Source organism: Streptomyces sp. NPDC028711, from assembly GCF_055565415.1.
Window position 1 is genome coordinate 618,717 of the sequence record NZ_JBVHUJ010000002.1, and the last position, 16,295, is coordinate 635,011.

The following is a 16,295-nucleotide window of genomic DNA, read 5'->3' on the forward strand; positions in this document are numbered from 1 at the left end:
GAGCAGATCCATGCACAGCGACGAGCGCCGCACCACCGCACTGGTGGAGGCGGCCAGGGCCGGTGACGCGCACGCCAAGGACGCACTGGTACGCGCGTATCTGCCCCTCGTCCACAACATCGTCGGCCGCGCCCTCGACGGCCACGCCGACACCGACGACATCGTCCAGGAGACGATGGTCCGCGCCCTGGACGGCCTGACCGGCCTCCGCGACCCGGCCCGCTTCCGGTCCTGGCTCGTCGCCATCGCCATGAACGGGATACGGCGCCGCTGGCGCGAACGCCAGCAGGCGCCCGTGCCCGGCCTCGACCGGGCCACCGGCCTCCCTGACCCGGCCGGCGACTTCACCGAGGTCACGATCCTCCGGCTCGGCCTCTCAGGACAGCGCCGCGACGTCGCCCGCGCCACCCGCTGGCTCGACGAGGACGACCGCGAACTCCTCGCCCTCTGGTGGCTGGAGGCCGCGGGCGAGCTCACCCGCGCCGAACTCGCCGAGGGCCTCGGCGGGATCTCCCCCCGGCACGCCGCCGTCCGCGTCCAGCGGATGAAGGAACGCCTCGAGACCGGCCGGGCCGTCGTCCGTGCCCTCGACGCCCTGCCGACGTGCCCGGACCTCGCGGAGACCGTCACGGCCTGGGACGGCCGCCCGTCCCCGCTCTGGCGCAAGCGCGTCGCCCGCCACCTGCGGGGCTGCGCCGTCTGCACGGCCCGGGTGACCGGCCGCAGCGGCCTCGCCCCCGTCGAAGGCCTCCTCGTGGGCCTCGGGCTCGTCCCCCCGCTCGCCGCCGGGTTCACGGGCGGCGAAACGCTCGAACCGGTTGGCCTCGTGGCGGGGGGCGGGGACGCGGGAGCGTCCGTCGCGACCGGAGCGCCTGCTGGGGATGGCTACAGCGCCGAATCCGTCGCGCCCGGCGCACCGGGCGGGGACGGCCACGCTTCCGAGCCCGTCGCGCCCGCCGCACCGGGCGGGGACGGCCACGCCCCTGGCCCGGGCGCCTTCGAGACCGTCTCCCCCCGCCCGTCGTTCCGGCGCGCCGCGCTCGCCGGAGCCGCGGCCGTCGCCGTCCTCGGGGCCGTCACCCTGCTCGTACCGCAGGAGCCGCACGCGCGCGTGAAGCCCGGCAGGCCCGCCGCCGCGCCGCCCGCGCCACCCTCCCCGGCCCCGACGACCCCGGTCCCGGCCGCCACCGTCGCCGCGCCGGCCCCGACGACCACTCCGCCGGCCCCCCGCCGTACCGCCCGCCCCACGCCCACGCCGACGCCCGACACCGGGGAACAGGTCACCGGCCTCGTCAACCGGCTCCGGGCCGCGGCGGGCTGCGCGCCGCTGCGCGTCGACCCCCGGCTCACCGAGGCGGCCCGCCGGTACGCCCGCGACATGGCCGCGCGCGGCTACTACGGACACGCCGACCCCGAGGGCGACTTCGCGGACGCGCGGATCACCGCCGCCGGTTACGACTGGAGCGCGTGGGCCGAGAACCTCGCCCGGGGCGCGGCCGATCCGGCGTCCGTCGTCGACGGCTGGACGGACGGCGCGATGCACGAGCGGAACATGCTGGACTGCCGTTACCGGGACACCGGAGTCGCGTCGGTGCCCGGTCCCGGCGGCACGATCTGGGTGCAGAAGCTGGCCGCTCCCGCCTCCTGACTCCCCGGAGTTCAGTCCTTGGCGACGCCGAAGTTCTGCACCCACCAGGGGCCGTCGGCGGTGAGGGCCACCCCGACCCCGATGTCCTTGAAGGAACAGTTGAGGATGTTCGCCCGGTGGCCGGGACTCTCCATCCAGTCGTCCATGGTCCGGGCCGGGGTCTTCGGACCCCGGTGGATGTTCTCCGCCCACGTCGACCACGCGTACCCGGCCCGGCTCATGCGGTCGCCCGCGTCGCGGCCCTCCGGGCTCTCGTGCCGGTAGTAGTCACGGGCGGCCATGTCGTCGGCGTGCCCCTGGGCGGCGGCCCGCAGATGGCTCTCGTCGCGCAGCGGACCGCAACCCGCCCGCTCCCGCTCGGCGTTGGCGAGGGTGATGACATCACGGACGAACCGCGCGGCCTTCCCCGCCGCCGCCTCGGCGCCCGTGGACACACCCGGCCGCCGCTCCTGCTCCTGGGACAGTACGGGCTGCTGTTCCCGCGCCGGCTCCGGCACCGCCATGGGTTCCGCCCGCCCGGCCGTGGGCCTGCCCGTCGGGACCGGCGCGCTTCCGGCGGTGGGGGAGGCCGGAAGGGTGACGGGCGCGACGGTCGTGGGACCGGCGGCCGGGTAGGCCAGGTAGATCCCGGTCGCCACCGTCAGGACGGCGGTCGCGGCTCCGGCGGCGGTGACGGCGGTACGGAAGGACGGACGGCGCGGCGGGCGCCGTGGCACGCCGCGCCTGCGGTGCCGCCCGTTCGCGCGGGCCGCCGGGTCCTCCGCCGGTACGGACTCGGGTGCCGACCCGTCGGAGTACGGGAGACGGTCGGCGCGTTCAGGGCCTTCGGGGTCGCCGGGACGGTCGTCGTACCGCATGGAACTCCGCTCTCTCGCCGTGGTCGCCGGACGGTCCGGCGCTGGGGAGAGCCACCGGGGCGACGGCGGTAACTCTTTCCGGCCCCGTCCGCCCCGACACTCCTCGTCAACATGACGGGTCAACCCGGCGCGTCGCGCCGCATCGACCCGGGGGTGTCCCGCCGATCAGCCCGGACACCTCCCAGCACCCTTTCAGTCCTGCGGGACGACCGCCACCGGACAGGGCGCGAGGTGGAGCGCCGCGTGCGCCACGGAACCGATCCGCGGGCCGATGACCCCCCGCCTGGCCCGGCGGCCGACCACCAGGAGCTGGGCGGCCCCCGAGGCGGAGAGCAGCACCTGACCGGCGCTGCCCAGCTCGACGTGCTCGGTCACCGGCACGTCCGGGTAGCGCTCGCGCCACGGCGCGAGGGCCTCGCGCAGCGCCTGCTCCTCGTACGGGACGAGCCCGCCGGCCTCGTCGGCGAGCCGCATCGAGGCAGGGCTGTACGCGTAGAGCGCCGGGAGGCTCCACGCGCGCACGGCCCGCACCGAGGCGCCCCGCGCGGCGGCGGTCTCGAAGGCGAAGCGCAGCGCGGCGGCGCTGTCCTCGGGGCCGCCGAGCTGACCGACGAGCACGTGTCCCGTGGGCGGTTCGGCCGGATCGCCGTCGCGGGACCTGACGGCCACCACGGGGCGGGTGGCGGCGGCGATGATCTGCTGCCCGTACGAGCCGAGCAGGAAACCGGCCACGGCCCCGTGGCCGCGCGAGCCGATGACGAGCATCTCGGCGCCCGCCTCGGTGCCGAGCAGCGCGGCGGGGGGAGTGTCGGTCAGCACCTCGGCCGTGAGCGCGAGTCCCGGGTAGCGCCCGGCGATCGTGGCCTCCGCCTCACGTACGACGGCCTCGGCGGCGCGCTCCTGGGTAGGACGGTCCTGGACCAGGGGCAGGTCGAGCGGCTCCCAGCGCCAGGCGTGCGCGAGTCGCAGCGGGAGCGCCCGGTGGAGGGCCTCGCGCGCGGCCCAGTCGGCCGCGGCGAGACTCTCCGGGGAACCGTCGACTCCTGCGACGATCTCACGGCTCATCAGAGGACCTCCGTATGTGCGGTGCCGGGCCCGCCGGGGCGGTGGGCCTTCGTCCTCCCAGCTTGGGCCCATCGGCGGCCCGGTGCGAGGGACGGACGTCCCGACATGCCTCCGCCCCTTCGTCCGCTCCCGCGTCCGTGCCTTGGCTCGCTCCCTCGTCCGCTCCTTCGTCCGCCGTACGCGTGCGGCGGCCCGCGGGTCAGGCGAGCAGGGTGAGCCGCGCGTGGGTGCCGTTGAGGTAGTGGTCCCCGATGTCGCGGAGCCGGTGGGCCGCCTGGGTGGGGGCGGTGAGCGTACGGGCGTTGCGCCAGAAGCGGTCGAAGCCCGGGCCGCCGGTGCGGACGTCGGCGCCCGCCGTGCCGTCGACGAGTTCGAGGATGCGGGTGGTGATGTGCACGGCCGCCCGGCCGGTGACGGTCTCGGCCGCCGCCACCAGGACGGCGATGTCGGCGCGTTCCTCCGCGCCGAGCGAGCGGGCGGCGCGCAGACCGTGGGCGAGGGCGTCCGTCGCCCGCTCCACCACCGCGGCGGCGGCGTGCGCGGCCGTGGCCAGTTCCCCGTAGGCGAGGAGGAGGTACGGGTCGTCCCCGCCGCCGACGGGCTCGGAGCCGTCCGCACCCGCGAGGCGTCCCGCCGATGCCGGTCCCGCCTGCCCCGCCCTGCGGAGGTCGCGGGCCTCGGCGAGCGCCCCCTCGGCGATGCCAAGGCCGACGTGGGCGAGGAGAAGCCGCAGGGCCGGCGGCGCGAGGGTGGTGAAGGGCGCGACGGCGTGCTCGTCGTGGGGGAGGGCGCCGAGGACGTCCTCGGGCCGCACCGGCACCTGGTCGAAGGCGACGGTTCCCGCGCCCGAGAGGCGCTGGCCCACCCGGTCCGCCCCGCCGTCGGTGAACACCCCGGGCCGGGCCGGGTCCACCAGGACGACGAGCAGCTCGCCCGTGCCCGCGGGACGGGCTCCGACGACGAGCCGGTCGGCCACGGTCACGGCGGAGGTGAAGGAACGGCTCCCGTCGAGGAGCCATCCGTCGCCGTCCTCGGCGGGGGTGAGCACGAGTCCGGGTCCGGTCTCGTCGCGCGGCGGCTCGACACCGCCGCCGAGCAGCCAGCGCTCCTCGGCGGTACGGACGTCGAGCGCGGGTCCGGTGGCGCGAGGCGCGGTGCCGGACTTCCGCCCGGTGTCCGGCGCCCGCCGGGCGCTCTCGGCGGGGCCGAAGAAGCGGCTGGTCCAGGAGAGCGCGTAGTGGTGGGCGAGGAGTTCGCCGACCGAGCTGTCGGCGGCGGAGATCTCCCGTACGACCGCACACGCCGCGCGCCAGTCGGCACCGCGCCGGTCCGGTCCCGGTGCCGTGAGCAGGGCGGGAAGGCCGGCCTCCTGGAGCCGGGCGACCTCGTCGAAGGGTGCCTTCCCCGCCCGGTCCCTGGCGAGGGCGTCGACGGCCAGGTCGTCGGCGAGTTCGCGGGTGACGCGGGGCCAGATCTCGTCGTCGGCGGGCCGGTCGGTGGGATGGTCACCCGGAACGCCGGCCGGGGCGGAGGTGGTGCGTATCGCTGGTCTCTTCGGCGATTTCCTCGGCGTACTCACGTCACCTCACATGATCCCTAGTATCCCCACTGGAATAGTAGGGATACTGGCAGAGAGGGCCGTCCCGCCCCAAGAGGCGTCCGCAGGCTGGACAAGGTCGTCCCGGCGCGTGAGACAAGGTCAAGAAGGCGCAGGCCGGGCGGGATGGGGTTCCCCGTTCAGGGGTTGGTCCAGGCTTCGGGGTCGTCCGTGAGTGCGACGATTCCGGCCGGGAGCTCGGCCGCCGCCACCTCCGCGAGGGAGACCCCGAGGACCTCGCGGACGCTCGCCCGGAGGGCGATCCAGAGCGGGAGCAGGGACTCGGCCGGTCCGGTGTACGACAGGTCCGGCGGCCGTTCCCCCCGGACGGAGACGAGGGGGCCGTCCACGCAGCGGATGACCTCGGCGACCGAGATCGACTCCGCGGGCCTGGCCAGCCAGTAGCCGCCGTTGCCGCCGCGCTGGCTCTGCACCAGACCGCCCTTGCGCATGTCGCCGAGGATGCCCTCGAGGAACTTGTGCGAGATGCCCTGACCCTCGGCGATGGCCTCGGCCTTCAGCGGCCCCGCGTCCCCTGCGGCGGCGAGCTGGAGGGCGGCACGCACCGCGTAGTCGGCCCTGGCTGAAATGCGCATGCGCGCATTATCCCGCACGGAGGGAGAGGTGGCCCGAACCGCGCCCTTGACGCCGTCCGCGCCCGGTCGGACACTCGGGACGGGAAACCGAGCGAACAGGTAGGGAATCATGGGACGCAGCGGTCGGCGGGACGCCACGGTCCCCACGCGGCTGCCACGCTCCCTGCCGCTGACCTCCCGCCGCCACATCGATCTGCTGCGGGTCTGCAGCGCGGCGAGTCGCCGCTCCCGCCGGGGCGTTCGTCCCACCGGCTGAGACGCCGGGGTGGCGGACCGTGCTCACCCCGCCGCGCTGCTGGGGAAGCCTCGCTCCGCCCCGTCCGTCGCGCCGCAGGGAACGCCCCGCCGCGCTCGCCCTTCCCGTACCTCTGCTGCCTCCGGGCCCCGTCGGCCGGTGCCACCGTCGCGCGCCGTCGCGGCCGGCGCCGTCGCGCGCCGCCCGGACCCAGCACCGAGCACCCCAAGGGAGAACCATGTCCGTCGTCCCGTCCTCGCTGCTGCCCGCCTCCGCCGTACCCGCCTTCCGCGGCCGGATCGGCCGCGACGTGCGCAGCGGCCACTACGCCGTGCCGCACCGCTACCGCCTCCATGTCACCCCGTCCGATCCGGACTGTCTGAGCATCGCCGTCACTCACGGCCTCCTGGGGCTCGACGACACGCTCCCGCTCACCGTGCTGCCCGACACCCCCGACGCGCCCGACGGCGGGTACACCGCTCTCCGCCCGCTGTACGAGGCCAGCGCGCACCTCTACGACGGGCCGGCCGCCGCACCCGTCCTGAGTGACGGGTGGACCGGACGGATCGTCAGCACCCATGCCGCCGACATCCTCCGCGACCTCGCCCTCCGCTTCCGGGGCGACGGGCCCGAGCTGCTGCCCGAGGAGCACCGGGACGAGATCGAGGCCGTCACCGACCTGTGCGAGCGGAGCGTCAACCGGGCCGCACAGCGGGCCGGGGAGCTCGGACTCGACGGCGAGGCCGCCCACCGCGACCCGCTCACCGTCCTGTTCGCGGCACTGGGCTCCCTGGAACGCCGGCTCGCCCGCCACCCGTACGTACTCGGGGAGGCGCCGACCGCCGCCGACGTACGTGTCTGGGTCACCCTGGTCCAGCTCGACACCGTCCACCGCTGGCACCTCGACGCCGCGGCCATGGACCGGGTCGCCGCACACCCGGCCCTGTGGTCCTACGCCCGCCGCCTGGCCACCCGCCCCGAATTCGCCCGCCACCTCGACATCGGCGCGCTCATGCGCCACCACCGCACCCACTGCCGAGGCCGCGAGGCCGCGGGCGCCGCGATCAGCCTCGTCGACTGGCCGACACCGACCCGCTGACGGCCCGGCACGGGCGCGGAGGCGGGGGCGCCGGGAGCGTGTCCGGACGACGGGGGAGGGGGCCCTAGGCCCTGTCGTCAAACTCCCGCCTGCCCCGCGACGCCATGCAACGCGCTCTCGCCGCACCGGGCACAAGCCCAAGTACGTCCAGTACGAGGACTTGAGCCCGGCACGCCGAGAGCACGCACCTGACGCCGCAGGGCCGCCCTTCGGGCGACGACGGGAGTTTGACGACAGGGCCTAGCCGACCCGGTGCCCCGTCAGCGGTCGCGTCGCGTCGCCCGCGCCGGCGCGGACCCCGCGCAGGAACGCTCCCAGGGCCTCCTGGGAACTCCGTGACGGCTCCCAGCCCAGTTCCTGCCTGGCCCGCTCCGTCGCCAGGAGCGGCATGTGCCGCAGTGCGTCGAAGAGGCCGGGGGAGGCCGGGGCGAGTCGGAGGTGCCAGGCCGCCGACAGGGCGCCCCGTACCGCGGCCGCCGGGACCCGTACCGGCCGGGCATGCAGCATCTCGCCCAGGGTCGTCCCGTCGATCACCGGCTCCGCCGCCAGGTTGAACGCCCCGCGGACGTCCCGCAGCAGCGCTCGCCGGTAGGCGTCCGCGGCGTCCTCCGTGTGCAGGACCTGGAACCGCAGCCCGTCGAACTCCGGCAGCAGCGGCAGCAGTTCGGGCCGCATCAGCTGGCCGGGGAAGAACCGCCCCGCGAAGATCCGCCGCTGTTCGCTCGCCGACTCCTCCTTGAAGAGGAAGACCGGACGCATCCGGACCACCCGGGTCAGCGGATGGTCCCGCTCGAAGGTGTCGAGGACCCGCTCCAGATAGGCCTTCTCACGGGTGTACGCGGCGCCCGGCCAGCCGTGCGTCGGCCAGGCCTCGGACACCGGGGCACCACCCGGCGGACCGGGGGAGTACGCCCCCACCGAGGAGGCGCACACCAGGGCCGGCACCCGCGCCGCCGCGACGGCGTCGAAGACGCGCACCGAGCCCAGGACGTTCGACCGCCAGGTCTCCACCGGATCGTGCGTCGGCCCGAACCGCCAGGCCAGGTGCACGACGGCGTCCGCGTCGGCCAGATACCGCTCAAGCCGCGGCTCGTCCCCCTCTCGGGAGAGGTCCACCTCGGCCCACTCGACCCCCGGGAGGTCGAGGTCGGGCCGGCGACGGGCGAGCCCCAGGACCGAGCCGACGCGCGGCTCGTCCGCCAGGACCCGGACCAGGCTCGTGCCCACATTGCCGGTGGCGCCGGTGACGACCACCCGCGAAATCGTGCTCGGGTTCATGTCTTCGACCCTCCGCCATGCACGGCCGAAACGCACGCCGGGCAGGGCCCCGGGACCCGTTCCCGAACGGCGCCGAGGAGGCGTCGTCACCCACTGTGTCCGTGCGGGTCGCGAGTGTGGCGGACGACCGGGACTATGGAGCGACTCAGGACAGACTCAGGAGACAGGAGGACCCCATGCTGCTGCCCGACAGGAACACGGTCGACCGGCTGCTCCGGCACTACCGCGCGCAGGAGCGGACCGTGCTGGCCAGGCCGTGCGACCTGTCGGCGCGCCGGCGCTTCGAGGACACGGCGTACACCTTGTGCGTCCTGATGGGAGAACGCACCGCCCGCGAGGCCGTCCACGCCGCCGAACGCTATGTGGCCGGAACCCGCCCGCCCTCCCGGCAGGCCCTGGAAGGCCTCCCGGGGGCCTGAACCGCACCGAACCGCGCACGAGCCCCCCAAGTGGAACCATCGATCAGGATTTGAGAAGCGTCGCCGTCCGGCCGCCACTAGCGTGACAGCCATGAACCCCGCGCGACAGCTGGAGCGACGATGAGCAAGGCCCCCAGGACGGACAGGCAGCCGGCGCACCCGGCCGACCGGCACGACCTGATCCGCGTGCACGGCGCGCGGGAGAACAACCTCAAGGACGTCAGCATCGAGATCCCGAAGCGCCGGCTCACGGTCTTCACGGGCGTCTCCGGCTCGGGCAAGAGCTCCCTCGTCTTCGACACGATCGCCGCGGAGTCGCAGCGGCTGATCAACGAGACGTACAGCTCCTTCGTCCAGGGCTTCATGCCGACCCTGGCACGGCCCGAGGTCGACGTACTCGACGGGCTGACCACCGCGATCATCGTCGACCAGCAGCGGATGGGCGCCGACCCCCGCTCCACGGTGGGCACCGCGACCGACGCCAACGCGATGCTCCGCATCCTCTTCAGCCGCCTCGGCAAGCCGCACATCGGCCCGCCCAGCGCGTACGCCTTCAACGTCCCCTCGGTCCGCGCCAGCGGAGCGATCACCGTCGAGGTCGGCAACAAGAAGGCCGTGAAGGCCACCTTCAACCGCACCGGCGGCATGTGCCCGCGCTGCGAGGGCCGGGGCACCGTCTCCGACATCGACCTCACCCAGCTCTACGACGACTCCAAGTCGCTCGCGGAGGGCGCGCTCACCATCCCCGGCTACACCCCGGGCGGCTGGAACTACCGGCTCTACAGCGAGTCGGGCCTCGTCGACGCCGACAAGCCGATCCGCAAGTACACCAAGAGGGAACTGCACGCCTTCCTCCACCACGAGCCGACCCGCATGAAGATCGCGGGCATCAACATGACGTACGAAGGGCTGATCCCGAGGATCCAGAAGTCGTTCCTCGCCAAGGACAAGGAGGGGATGCAGCCGCACATCAGGGCGTTCGTCGAGCGGGCCGTCACCTTCACCACCTGCCCCGAGTGCGACGGCACGCGGCTCGCCGAAGGCGCCAGGGCGTCGAAGATCAAGCGGATCAGCATCGCCGACGCCTGCGCGATGCAGATCAGCGACCTGGCCACCTGGGTGCGCGGCCTCAAGGAGCCGTCGGTGGCGCCGCTGCTCACCGCGCTCCAGCTGACCCTCGACTCGTTCGTGGAGATCGGCCTCGGCTATCTCTCCCTCGACCGGCCGGCGGGCACGCTCTCCGGCGGCGAGGCCCAGCGCGTCAAGATGATCCGCCACCTCGGCTCCTCGCTCACCGATGTCACGTACGTCTTCGACGAGCCCACCATCGGTCTCCACCCGCACGACATCCAGCGGATGAACGACCTGCTGCTCCAGCTGCGCGACAAGGGCAACACGGTGCTCGTCGTGGAGCACAAGCCGGAGACCATCGCGATCGCCGACCACGTCGTCGACCTCGGCCCCGGCGCCGGTACGGCGGGCGGCGCCGTCTGCTTCGAGGGAACCGTCGACGGACTGCGGGCCGCGGGCACCGTCACCGGCCGCCACTTCGACGACCGGGCCGGCGTCAAGGACACGGTGCGGACGTCCACCGGCACCCTGGAGATCCGGGGCGCGACCACGCACAACTTGCGGAACGTCGACGTCGACATCCCGCTCGGGGTCCTCGCCGTCGTCACCGGCGTCGCCGGCTCCGGCAAGAGCTCGCTCGTGCACGGGTCGATCCCGCCGAGCGAGGACGTCGTGTCGATCGACCAGAGCCCGATCAGGGGCTCACGACGCAGCAACCCGGCGACGTACACCGGACTGCTCGACCCGATCCGCAAGGCGTTCGCCAAGGCCAACGGAGTGAAGCCCGCGCTGTTCAGCGCCAACTCGGAGGGCGCCTGCCCGACCTGCAACGGCGCGGGCGTCATCTACACCGACCTCGGGATGATGGCCGGCGTCTCCTCGACCTGCGAGGACTGCGAGGGGAAGCGGTTCCAGCCGTCCGTGCTCGAATACCTCCTCGGCGGCCGTGACATCAGCGAGGTGCTCGCGATGCCCGTGACCGAGGCCCTGGAGTTCTTCGGCACCGGCGAGGCGAGCACCCCGGCCGCGCAGCGCATCCTCGCCCGGCTCGCCGACGTCGGCCTCGGCTACCTCAGCCTCGGCCAGCCGCTCACCACGCTGTCCGGCGGCGAGCGCCAGCGGCTCAAGCTGGCCACGCACATGGGCGAGAAGGGCGGTGTCTACATCCTCGACGAGCCGACCACCGGTCTGCACCTCGCCGATGTGGAGCAGCTGCTCGGCCTCCTCGACCGGCTCGTCGACTCGGGGAAGTCGGTCATCGTCGTCGAGCACCACCAGGCCGTCATGGCCCACGCCGACTGGATCATCGACCTCGGCCCCGGCGCCGGCCACGACGGCGGCCGGATCGTCTTCGAGGGAACCCCCGCGGAGCTCGTGGCCGCCCGCTCCACTCTCACGGGCGAGCACCTGGCCGCGTACGTCGGCGCCTGACGGGGCGAGACGAGGGGGCCCGGCGGCCCGGGGCTTCCCGCCGCCGGGCCGCCGTACGGGAACAGGGCTCGTGGCGCGTCCACGCACCTGTCCCGAGAGGTCGGGCCGCCGAAGCGCAGACGGTCGTACTCCGTGAACGCCGGTTCCAGGGCGTCGAGCTCGTCCACGCGCGCGTGGAGCGCGGCACGCCACTCCGGAGAGGGGTCCGGCCCGGCCGCCGCCAGAGCCTCGGCCCCCGCTGTCGTCCTCACTCCGCCCGGCGGGCCGCCCTGCGCCGGTGGCCCCACAGGGCGAGCGCCGCCGCGCATGCCGAGCCCACCAGGGTCAGCGGAAGGCCCGCCGATGCGGTGGTGTCCTCGCCCGCCGGGTCCTCGCCGGCCGCGACGGCCGCCTCCGCCCCGGCCCGAGGCGCCGCCCGCCCGTCCGTCTTCGGGTCCTTCCCGTCACGGGCCGCCGCCACGGCCCGCGCGCCCGGCGCCGTCTTCGCCTCCGCCGTCTTCGCCGCCTTCGTCCGTACGGGAAGCAGCGAGCCCACCGGCTGCACCCGTCCCGCCGCCTCGAAGCCCCAGTCGAGGAGCTCCCGCGCCTCCTCGTAGACGGCGAGCCCGCCGCCGCCCTGGGGGTTCATCACCGTGACGACCAGCGTCCGGTCGCCGCGCCGGGCCGCGGAGATCAACGTGTTGCCCGCGTTGCTCGTGTAGCCGTTCTTGATCCCGATGAGCCCCGGGTAGCGGGCCACGCCGTCCGCTCCCGTAAGGAGCCGGTTGGTGTTGGCGATGCCGTACGACCAGGAGCCCGCGGGAAAGTCCGCGTACGCCGTCGAGCAGTACCGGGTGAACGCCGGGTCCTGGAGCCCGGCCCGGCCGAACACCGCCAGGTCGTACGCCGAGGACACCTGCCCCGGGGCGTCGTAGCCGTCGGGGGACACCACGTTCGTGTCCAGGGCGCCCAAGGACCGGGCCTTCTCCTGCATCTGGCGGGCCGTCGCCTCCCAGCCGCCGTTCATCGCGGCCAGGACGTGCACCGCGTCGTTCCCCGAGCTGAGGAACACGCCGTTCCACAGGTCGGAGACCTTGTACGTGTACCCCTCCTTCACCCCGACCAGGCTGCTGCCGTCCCCGATTCCGGTCAGCTCGGAATCGGCCACGACGTGCTGCTCCGACGGGTCGTGGCGGGGCAGCGCGGTGAGGGCGAACAGCGCCTTGAGGGTGCTGGCCGGCGGCAGTTTGCGGTGGGCGTTCCGCGCGGCGAGCACCTCGCCCGACGACGCGTCCGCCACCACCCACGACAGCGCCGAGACCGAGGGCACGGCGGGGGCGCCCGCCAGCCGCTGCACCTGGGTGCCCTTCCGGTCGAGCCGCGCCCGGTCGACATACTGCCGCGCGGGCGGTGTGGGTTCCCCGACCGCATCGACCGCATCGACCGCATCGACCGCACCGGCCGCACCGGCTGGGGAATCCCCGAGGGCGGAGGACGCCGCTGTCACGGAGGTGACGGACTCGGCCGGGATGGCGGGGGACGCGGCGGCCGCCGGAACGGGCAGCACGAACAGCAGCGCCGCGGTCCCGGCGGCGGCATGACGGACAGCTGACGTGACGATCATTCAGCCACCGTAGGAAGGAGGAGCGGGACGCGCAGATCGGAGTGCGCCGACCGGGGGAGCGGGTGTGGCGTACGGCGGCGCGTCGTGAGGCCGCCCGGGTGGTACGCACTCCGTCGGCCCGCTGTCGGTGCCGCAGGGCATGCTTGTGACGTGCCCTCACACCCGAACCAGAGCAGCGCGGTTCCGCCCGGAGCCATCGGAGCGCCTCCCGCCGAGCAGACATCCGGGACCGTCCCCGGACCCGCCAGGTCCCCGGGGACCACCGGAGGCGGACCCGCCGTCGGCGGTCTCTCCGCCGCGCCGGGTCCGAGGTCCGAGCGTCAGTCCGGCCGGGGCCCCACCGGGCACATGATCGTCTGCGGGGACGACGCCCTCGCCCACCGGCTAGCGGGCGAGCTGCACGAGGTGTACGGCGAGCGGGTCACGCTCCTGGTGCCACAGCGGCCGGACGCCCCGCGCACGCCCACCGCCCGGGCGGGCAGGGCGATGGCCCTCTTCGGACGGGTCACCGCCGCCGTCACCCGCACGACCGCCGGCGCCACCGCCGCCCAGACCGCCACCGAGGGGGCGGGTGCGGACCGCGAACCCGCCGGCACCCTGCGGGTCGTCGAGGCGGCGGAGGCCGACGACCGGGCCCTGACGGACGCCGGGGTGGAGCGGGCCGCCGCGCTCGCCCTCGTCCACGAGGACGACGAGACCAACATCCGGGCCGCTCTGACCGCCCGCCGTCTCAACCCCCGGCTGCGCCTGGTCATCCGCCTCTACAACCGCAAACTCGGACAGCACCTCGAAACCCTCCTCGACCAGGCCGCCGCCGTCGCCGAACCGGGCCTCGACCCCGAGAAGCTCGACGCCGCCACCACGGTCCTCTCCGACGTCGACACCGCGGCTCCCGGCCTCGCCGCGGCCGCCGTCGCGGGCACCAGCAAGGTGGTCCAGGCGGGCGGGCTGCTCCTGCACGCCGTCGAGCGGCTGCCCGCCGCGGGCGAGGCCCCCGATCCCGGCCTGTGCACGCTCGCCCTGCTCTCCGCCACGGCCGGCGACCCGGCGGGCTGCGAGGGCTCCGAGCGCAGCGGCGACGAGGGGCCCCGGCTGCTGCCCGACGACCGCACGGTGGCCGCCGCCACCGGCCGCGCCGCCGTCACCCTCGAAGCGGTCACGGCGGCGGGACCGGACCTGTCGCCCGGCCGCCTCGCCGCCTCCGCGCTGCCCGTCGCCTCGCTCTTCTCCCGGCGGCTGCGCTGGTCCCTGGCCGGTGCGGCGACGGCGGTCCTCGCACTCGCGCTCGCCTCCACCTTCACCACCGGCGACCACCCGCTGCACGCCGCCTATCTGACGCTCCTCGACATCTTCGCCATCGGCGATCCGGCCCTCGGGGAGCCGACAAGCCGGCAGGTCCTCCAGATCCTCGCGGGGTTCGTGGGACTGCTCCTGCTGCCGGTGATCGTCGCCGCCGTCATCGAGGGCCTCGGCACCTTCCGCACGGCGACCACCCTGCGCCGTCCTCCCCGGGGACTCTCCGGACACGTCGTCCTCCTCGGCCTCGGCAAGGTCGGCACCCGCGTCCTCGCCCGGCTCCGCAGGCTCGGCATCCCCGTGGTGTGCGTCGAGTCCGACCCGGAGGCCCGTGGCATCGCCGTCGCCCGACGGCTGCGCGTCCCTACCGTGATCGGCGACGTCACCGAGGAGGGCGTCCTGGAGGCCGCCCGGATCCACCGCGCCCACGCCCTCCTCGCCCTGACCAGCGTCGACATCACCAACCTGGAGGCAGCGCTCTCCGCCCGCGCCGTCACCCCGGACCTGCGGGTCGTCCTGCGCCTGTACGACGACGACTTCGCCACCGCCGTCTTCCGCACCCTGCGCACCGCCCACCCCGCGGCCCTCACCCGCAGCCGCAGCGTCTCCCACCTCGCCGCGCCCGCCTTCGCCGGCGCCATGCTGGGCCGACAGGTGCTCGGGGCGGTGCCGGTCGAGCGCCGGGTCCTCCTCTTCGCCGCCGTGGACGTCGCGGACCACCCGCTCCTGGACGGACTCACCGTGGCCGATGCCTTCCACGCGGGTGCCTGGCGCGTCATCGCCCTGGACGGCAGTGCCACGGTCTCCGGTGCGGCAGCCGGGGCGGGCTCCCGCAGCGGCCCGACGGACCGTGGCCAGGGCTGGCGTCTGCGGCCCGAGCGCGTCCTCGGACCGGGGGACCGGGTCGTCGTCGCCGCCACCCGCCGAGGCCTCGCCGAACTCCTCGGCAGAGGCGGAGGCGGAGGCGCTGCCGCGCCCGGCGAGACGGCAGCCCCGCACAACTCGGCCCCCACGAACAGAGGGTGACCGTAGTAACTGACCGCCCGGGGGCCCGGGCACGGGGCCGGCCGTCCCTCCCGGGCTTGGCGCCCGGCGGCCGCCCCGGTGTCCGAGCTCCCCCGCCACTCCGGGCTTCGTCGGCAACAGCGGCCGGACGCACCCCGTTCGGCCGGGCGGCTGACGGAACTTCGGCGCGTGCGGGGACACGAGCCGTCTCAGCCGGCCCGCCCCCACGCGGTCGCGGGGGAGGTCCGCAGCGCCGAGACGAGCCGCAGCAGCCGGTCCTCGTTCCCCGCGAGGCCCGCGGCGCGGAGCGCCTCGTCCGCCTCGGCCATCGGATTCGTGAGCATCACCCCCGCGTACGGGGCGAGCTGTGGATCGGTCAGCACGGCCTGGGTGGATTCGAGCAGCCGCAGGTACGCCTGGGCGGCGGCGCGCTCGCTGGCGGTGAACGTGGTCATGTCGGGCTCCCTCTCGACAGTTCGGCGCTGACCACCCTCTCGTACGGGTCTGACAATCGGGCTCAGCCCCGCCCGTCGAGGTGTGCCACGAGCCGTTCGAGGAAGACGCGCTGGCCCGCGACGAGCAGCGGAGCGGCCGTCTCGGGGGCGAACCAGCCCACCCGGTCGATCTCCGGGAACTCGGCCCGGACACCGGACCGGGGCGGCCATTCCATGGTGAAGGTGCCCGGTACGACCCGGCCCGGGTCGAGCGTGCCCTCGACCGCCCACACGGTGACGAGCTTTCCGTTGCGCTGCCGGGACTCGCCGAGGTCGAACCACTCGCCCTCGGGGGCCGGAAGCCCCAGTTCCTCCTGGAACTCGCGGCGCGCGGCCACCTCTGGAGCCTCGTCCGGCTCGTACTCCCCCTTGGGGATGGACCAGGCCGCCTGCTCGCGGGACGCCCAGAAGGGCCCGCCCATGTGACCGATGAGGACCTCGACGCCGCCGTCGGTCGTACGGCGGAAGACCAGGAGACCCGCGCTGCGCTTGTCCGGCATGCCGCCCAGTGTCGCCGAAGCCCCGTCCGCCACGGCAGCGGCGCGCGCCGCCGTACGCTCGCCCCTCGCCCGGCCGCGTACGCCCCGACCCGGACGCCCCC

The 16,295-nt window shown here is 74.9% G+C and carries 14 protein-coding genes and 1 pseudogene; 6 read left to right on the plus strand and 9 right to left on the minus strand.

From position 1 onward, the window contains the following. Positions 1-10 precede the first annotated feature (10 nt). Positions 11-1,648 carry a sigma-70 family RNA polymerase sigma factor gene (locus ACZ4VK_RS08610; protein ID WP_468349898.1) on the plus strand — a complete coding sequence of 546 codons (1,638 nt, stop codon included), beginning with the start codon at positions 11-13 and terminating at the stop codon, positions 1,646-1,648. Positions 1,649-1,659: 11 nt separating this feature from the next. Here the strand turns inward: ACZ4VK_RS08610 and ACZ4VK_RS08615 are convergent, their stop codons facing one another. The 4 genes from ACZ4VK_RS08615 to ACZ4VK_RS08630 form a co-directional block, all read right to left on the minus strand. Further along, entirely contained in the window at positions 1,660-2,505 is an 846-nt protein-coding gene (locus ACZ4VK_RS08615; RefSeq protein WP_468349900.1) for a CAP domain-containing protein, read from the minus strand. Between the two features lie 192 nt (positions 2,506-2,697). Next, positions 2,698-3,570: a universal stress protein gene (locus ACZ4VK_RS08620; protein ID WP_468349902.1), complete on the minus strand. Its 873-nt coding sequence runs from the start codon at positions 3,568-3,570 to the stop codon at positions 2,698-2,700. Between the two features lie 199 nt (positions 3,571-3,769). Then, complete coding sequence (locus ACZ4VK_RS08625; RefSeq protein ID WP_468349904.1) at positions 3,770-5,149, minus strand: acyl-CoA dehydrogenase family protein; 1,380 nt, start codon at positions 5,147-5,149, stop codon at positions 3,770-3,772. Between the two features lie 158 nt (positions 5,150-5,307). Further along, positions 5,308-5,763, minus strand: coding sequence for an RrF2 family transcriptional regulator (locus tag ACZ4VK_RS08630; RefSeq protein WP_468349906.1), 456 nt, complete (start codon positions 5,761-5,763; stop codon positions 5,308-5,310). Positions 5,764-5,872: 109 nt separating this feature from the next. Here ACZ4VK_RS08630 and ACZ4VK_RS08635 point away from each other — a divergent pair, with 109 nt between their 5' ends. Together ACZ4VK_RS08635 and ACZ4VK_RS08640 are read left to right on the plus strand one after the other, a co-directional pair. After that, a complete protein-coding gene (locus ACZ4VK_RS08635) occupies positions 5,873-6,019 on the plus strand; it encodes a hypothetical protein (RefSeq protein WP_468349908.1) in 147 nt (48 codons plus the stop codon). Between the two features lie 217 nt (positions 6,020-6,236). After that, positions 6,237-7,097, plus strand: coding sequence for a glutathione S-transferase C-terminal domain-containing protein (locus ACZ4VK_RS08640; protein ID WP_468349909.1), 861 nt, complete (start codon positions 6,237-6,239; stop codon positions 7,095-7,097). A gap of 240 nt (positions 7,098-7,337) precedes the next feature. Here ACZ4VK_RS08640 and ACZ4VK_RS08645 read toward each other — a convergent pair whose 3' ends face one another. Beyond that, positions 7,338-8,375, minus strand: a complete 1,038-nt coding sequence (locus ACZ4VK_RS08645; RefSeq protein ID WP_468349911.1) for an NAD-dependent epimerase/dehydratase family protein — start codon at positions 8,373-8,375, stop codon at positions 7,338-7,340. Positions 8,376-8,551: 176 nt separating this feature from the next. Here ACZ4VK_RS08645 and ACZ4VK_RS08650 point away from each other — a divergent pair, with 176 nt between their 5' ends. After that, positions 8,552-8,794, plus strand: coding sequence for a DUF5133 domain-containing protein (locus tag ACZ4VK_RS08650; RefSeq protein ID WP_389683348.1), 243 nt, complete (start codon positions 8,552-8,554; stop codon positions 8,792-8,794). 120 nt (positions 8,795-8,914) lie between these two features. Continuing rightward, a complete protein-coding gene (locus tag ACZ4VK_RS08655; RefSeq protein ID WP_468349913.1) occupies positions 8,915-11,296 on the plus strand; it encodes an ATP-binding cassette domain-containing protein in 2,382 nt (793 codons plus the stop codon). A 38-nt stretch (positions 11,297-11,334) separates the two neighbouring features. On the opposite strand, the pseudogene ACZ4VK_RS08660 reads toward ACZ4VK_RS08655, so the two are convergent. Both ACZ4VK_RS08660 and ACZ4VK_RS08665 read right to left on the minus strand, forming a co-directional pair. After that, positions 11,335-11,523: pseudogene (locus ACZ4VK_RS08660) on the minus strand (DUF6058 family natural product biosynthesis protein); the annotation flags it as partial. A gap of 20 nt (positions 11,524-11,543) precedes the next feature. After that, a complete protein-coding gene (locus tag ACZ4VK_RS08665) occupies positions 11,544-12,899 on the minus strand; it encodes a D-alanyl-D-alanine carboxypeptidase family protein (RefSeq protein WP_468349915.1) in 1,356 nt (451 codons plus the stop codon). 348 nt (positions 12,900-13,247) lie between these two features. On the opposite strand from ACZ4VK_RS08665, the gene ACZ4VK_RS08670 reads away from it, so the two are divergent. Then, the gene (locus tag ACZ4VK_RS08670) at positions 13,248-15,221 is read left to right on the plus strand and encodes an NAD-binding protein (protein WP_468350799.1); all 1,974 of its coding nucleotides are present in this window, start codon (positions 13,248-13,250) and stop codon (positions 15,219-15,221) included. 188 nt (positions 15,222-15,409) lie between these two features. Here the strand turns inward: ACZ4VK_RS08670 and ACZ4VK_RS08675 are convergent, their stop codons facing one another. Both ACZ4VK_RS08675 and ACZ4VK_RS08680 read right to left on the minus strand, forming a co-directional pair. Next, positions 15,410-15,655: a hypothetical protein gene (locus ACZ4VK_RS08675; RefSeq protein ID WP_468349917.1), complete on the minus strand. Its 246-nt coding sequence runs from the start codon at positions 15,653-15,655 to the stop codon at positions 15,410-15,412. Positions 15,656-15,717: 62 nt separating this feature from the next. Beyond that, a complete protein-coding gene (locus ACZ4VK_RS08680; RefSeq protein ID WP_468349919.1) occupies positions 15,718-16,194 on the minus strand; it encodes an NUDIX hydrolase in 477 nt (158 codons plus the stop codon). Between the last annotated feature and the right edge of the window lie 101 nt (positions 16,195-16,295).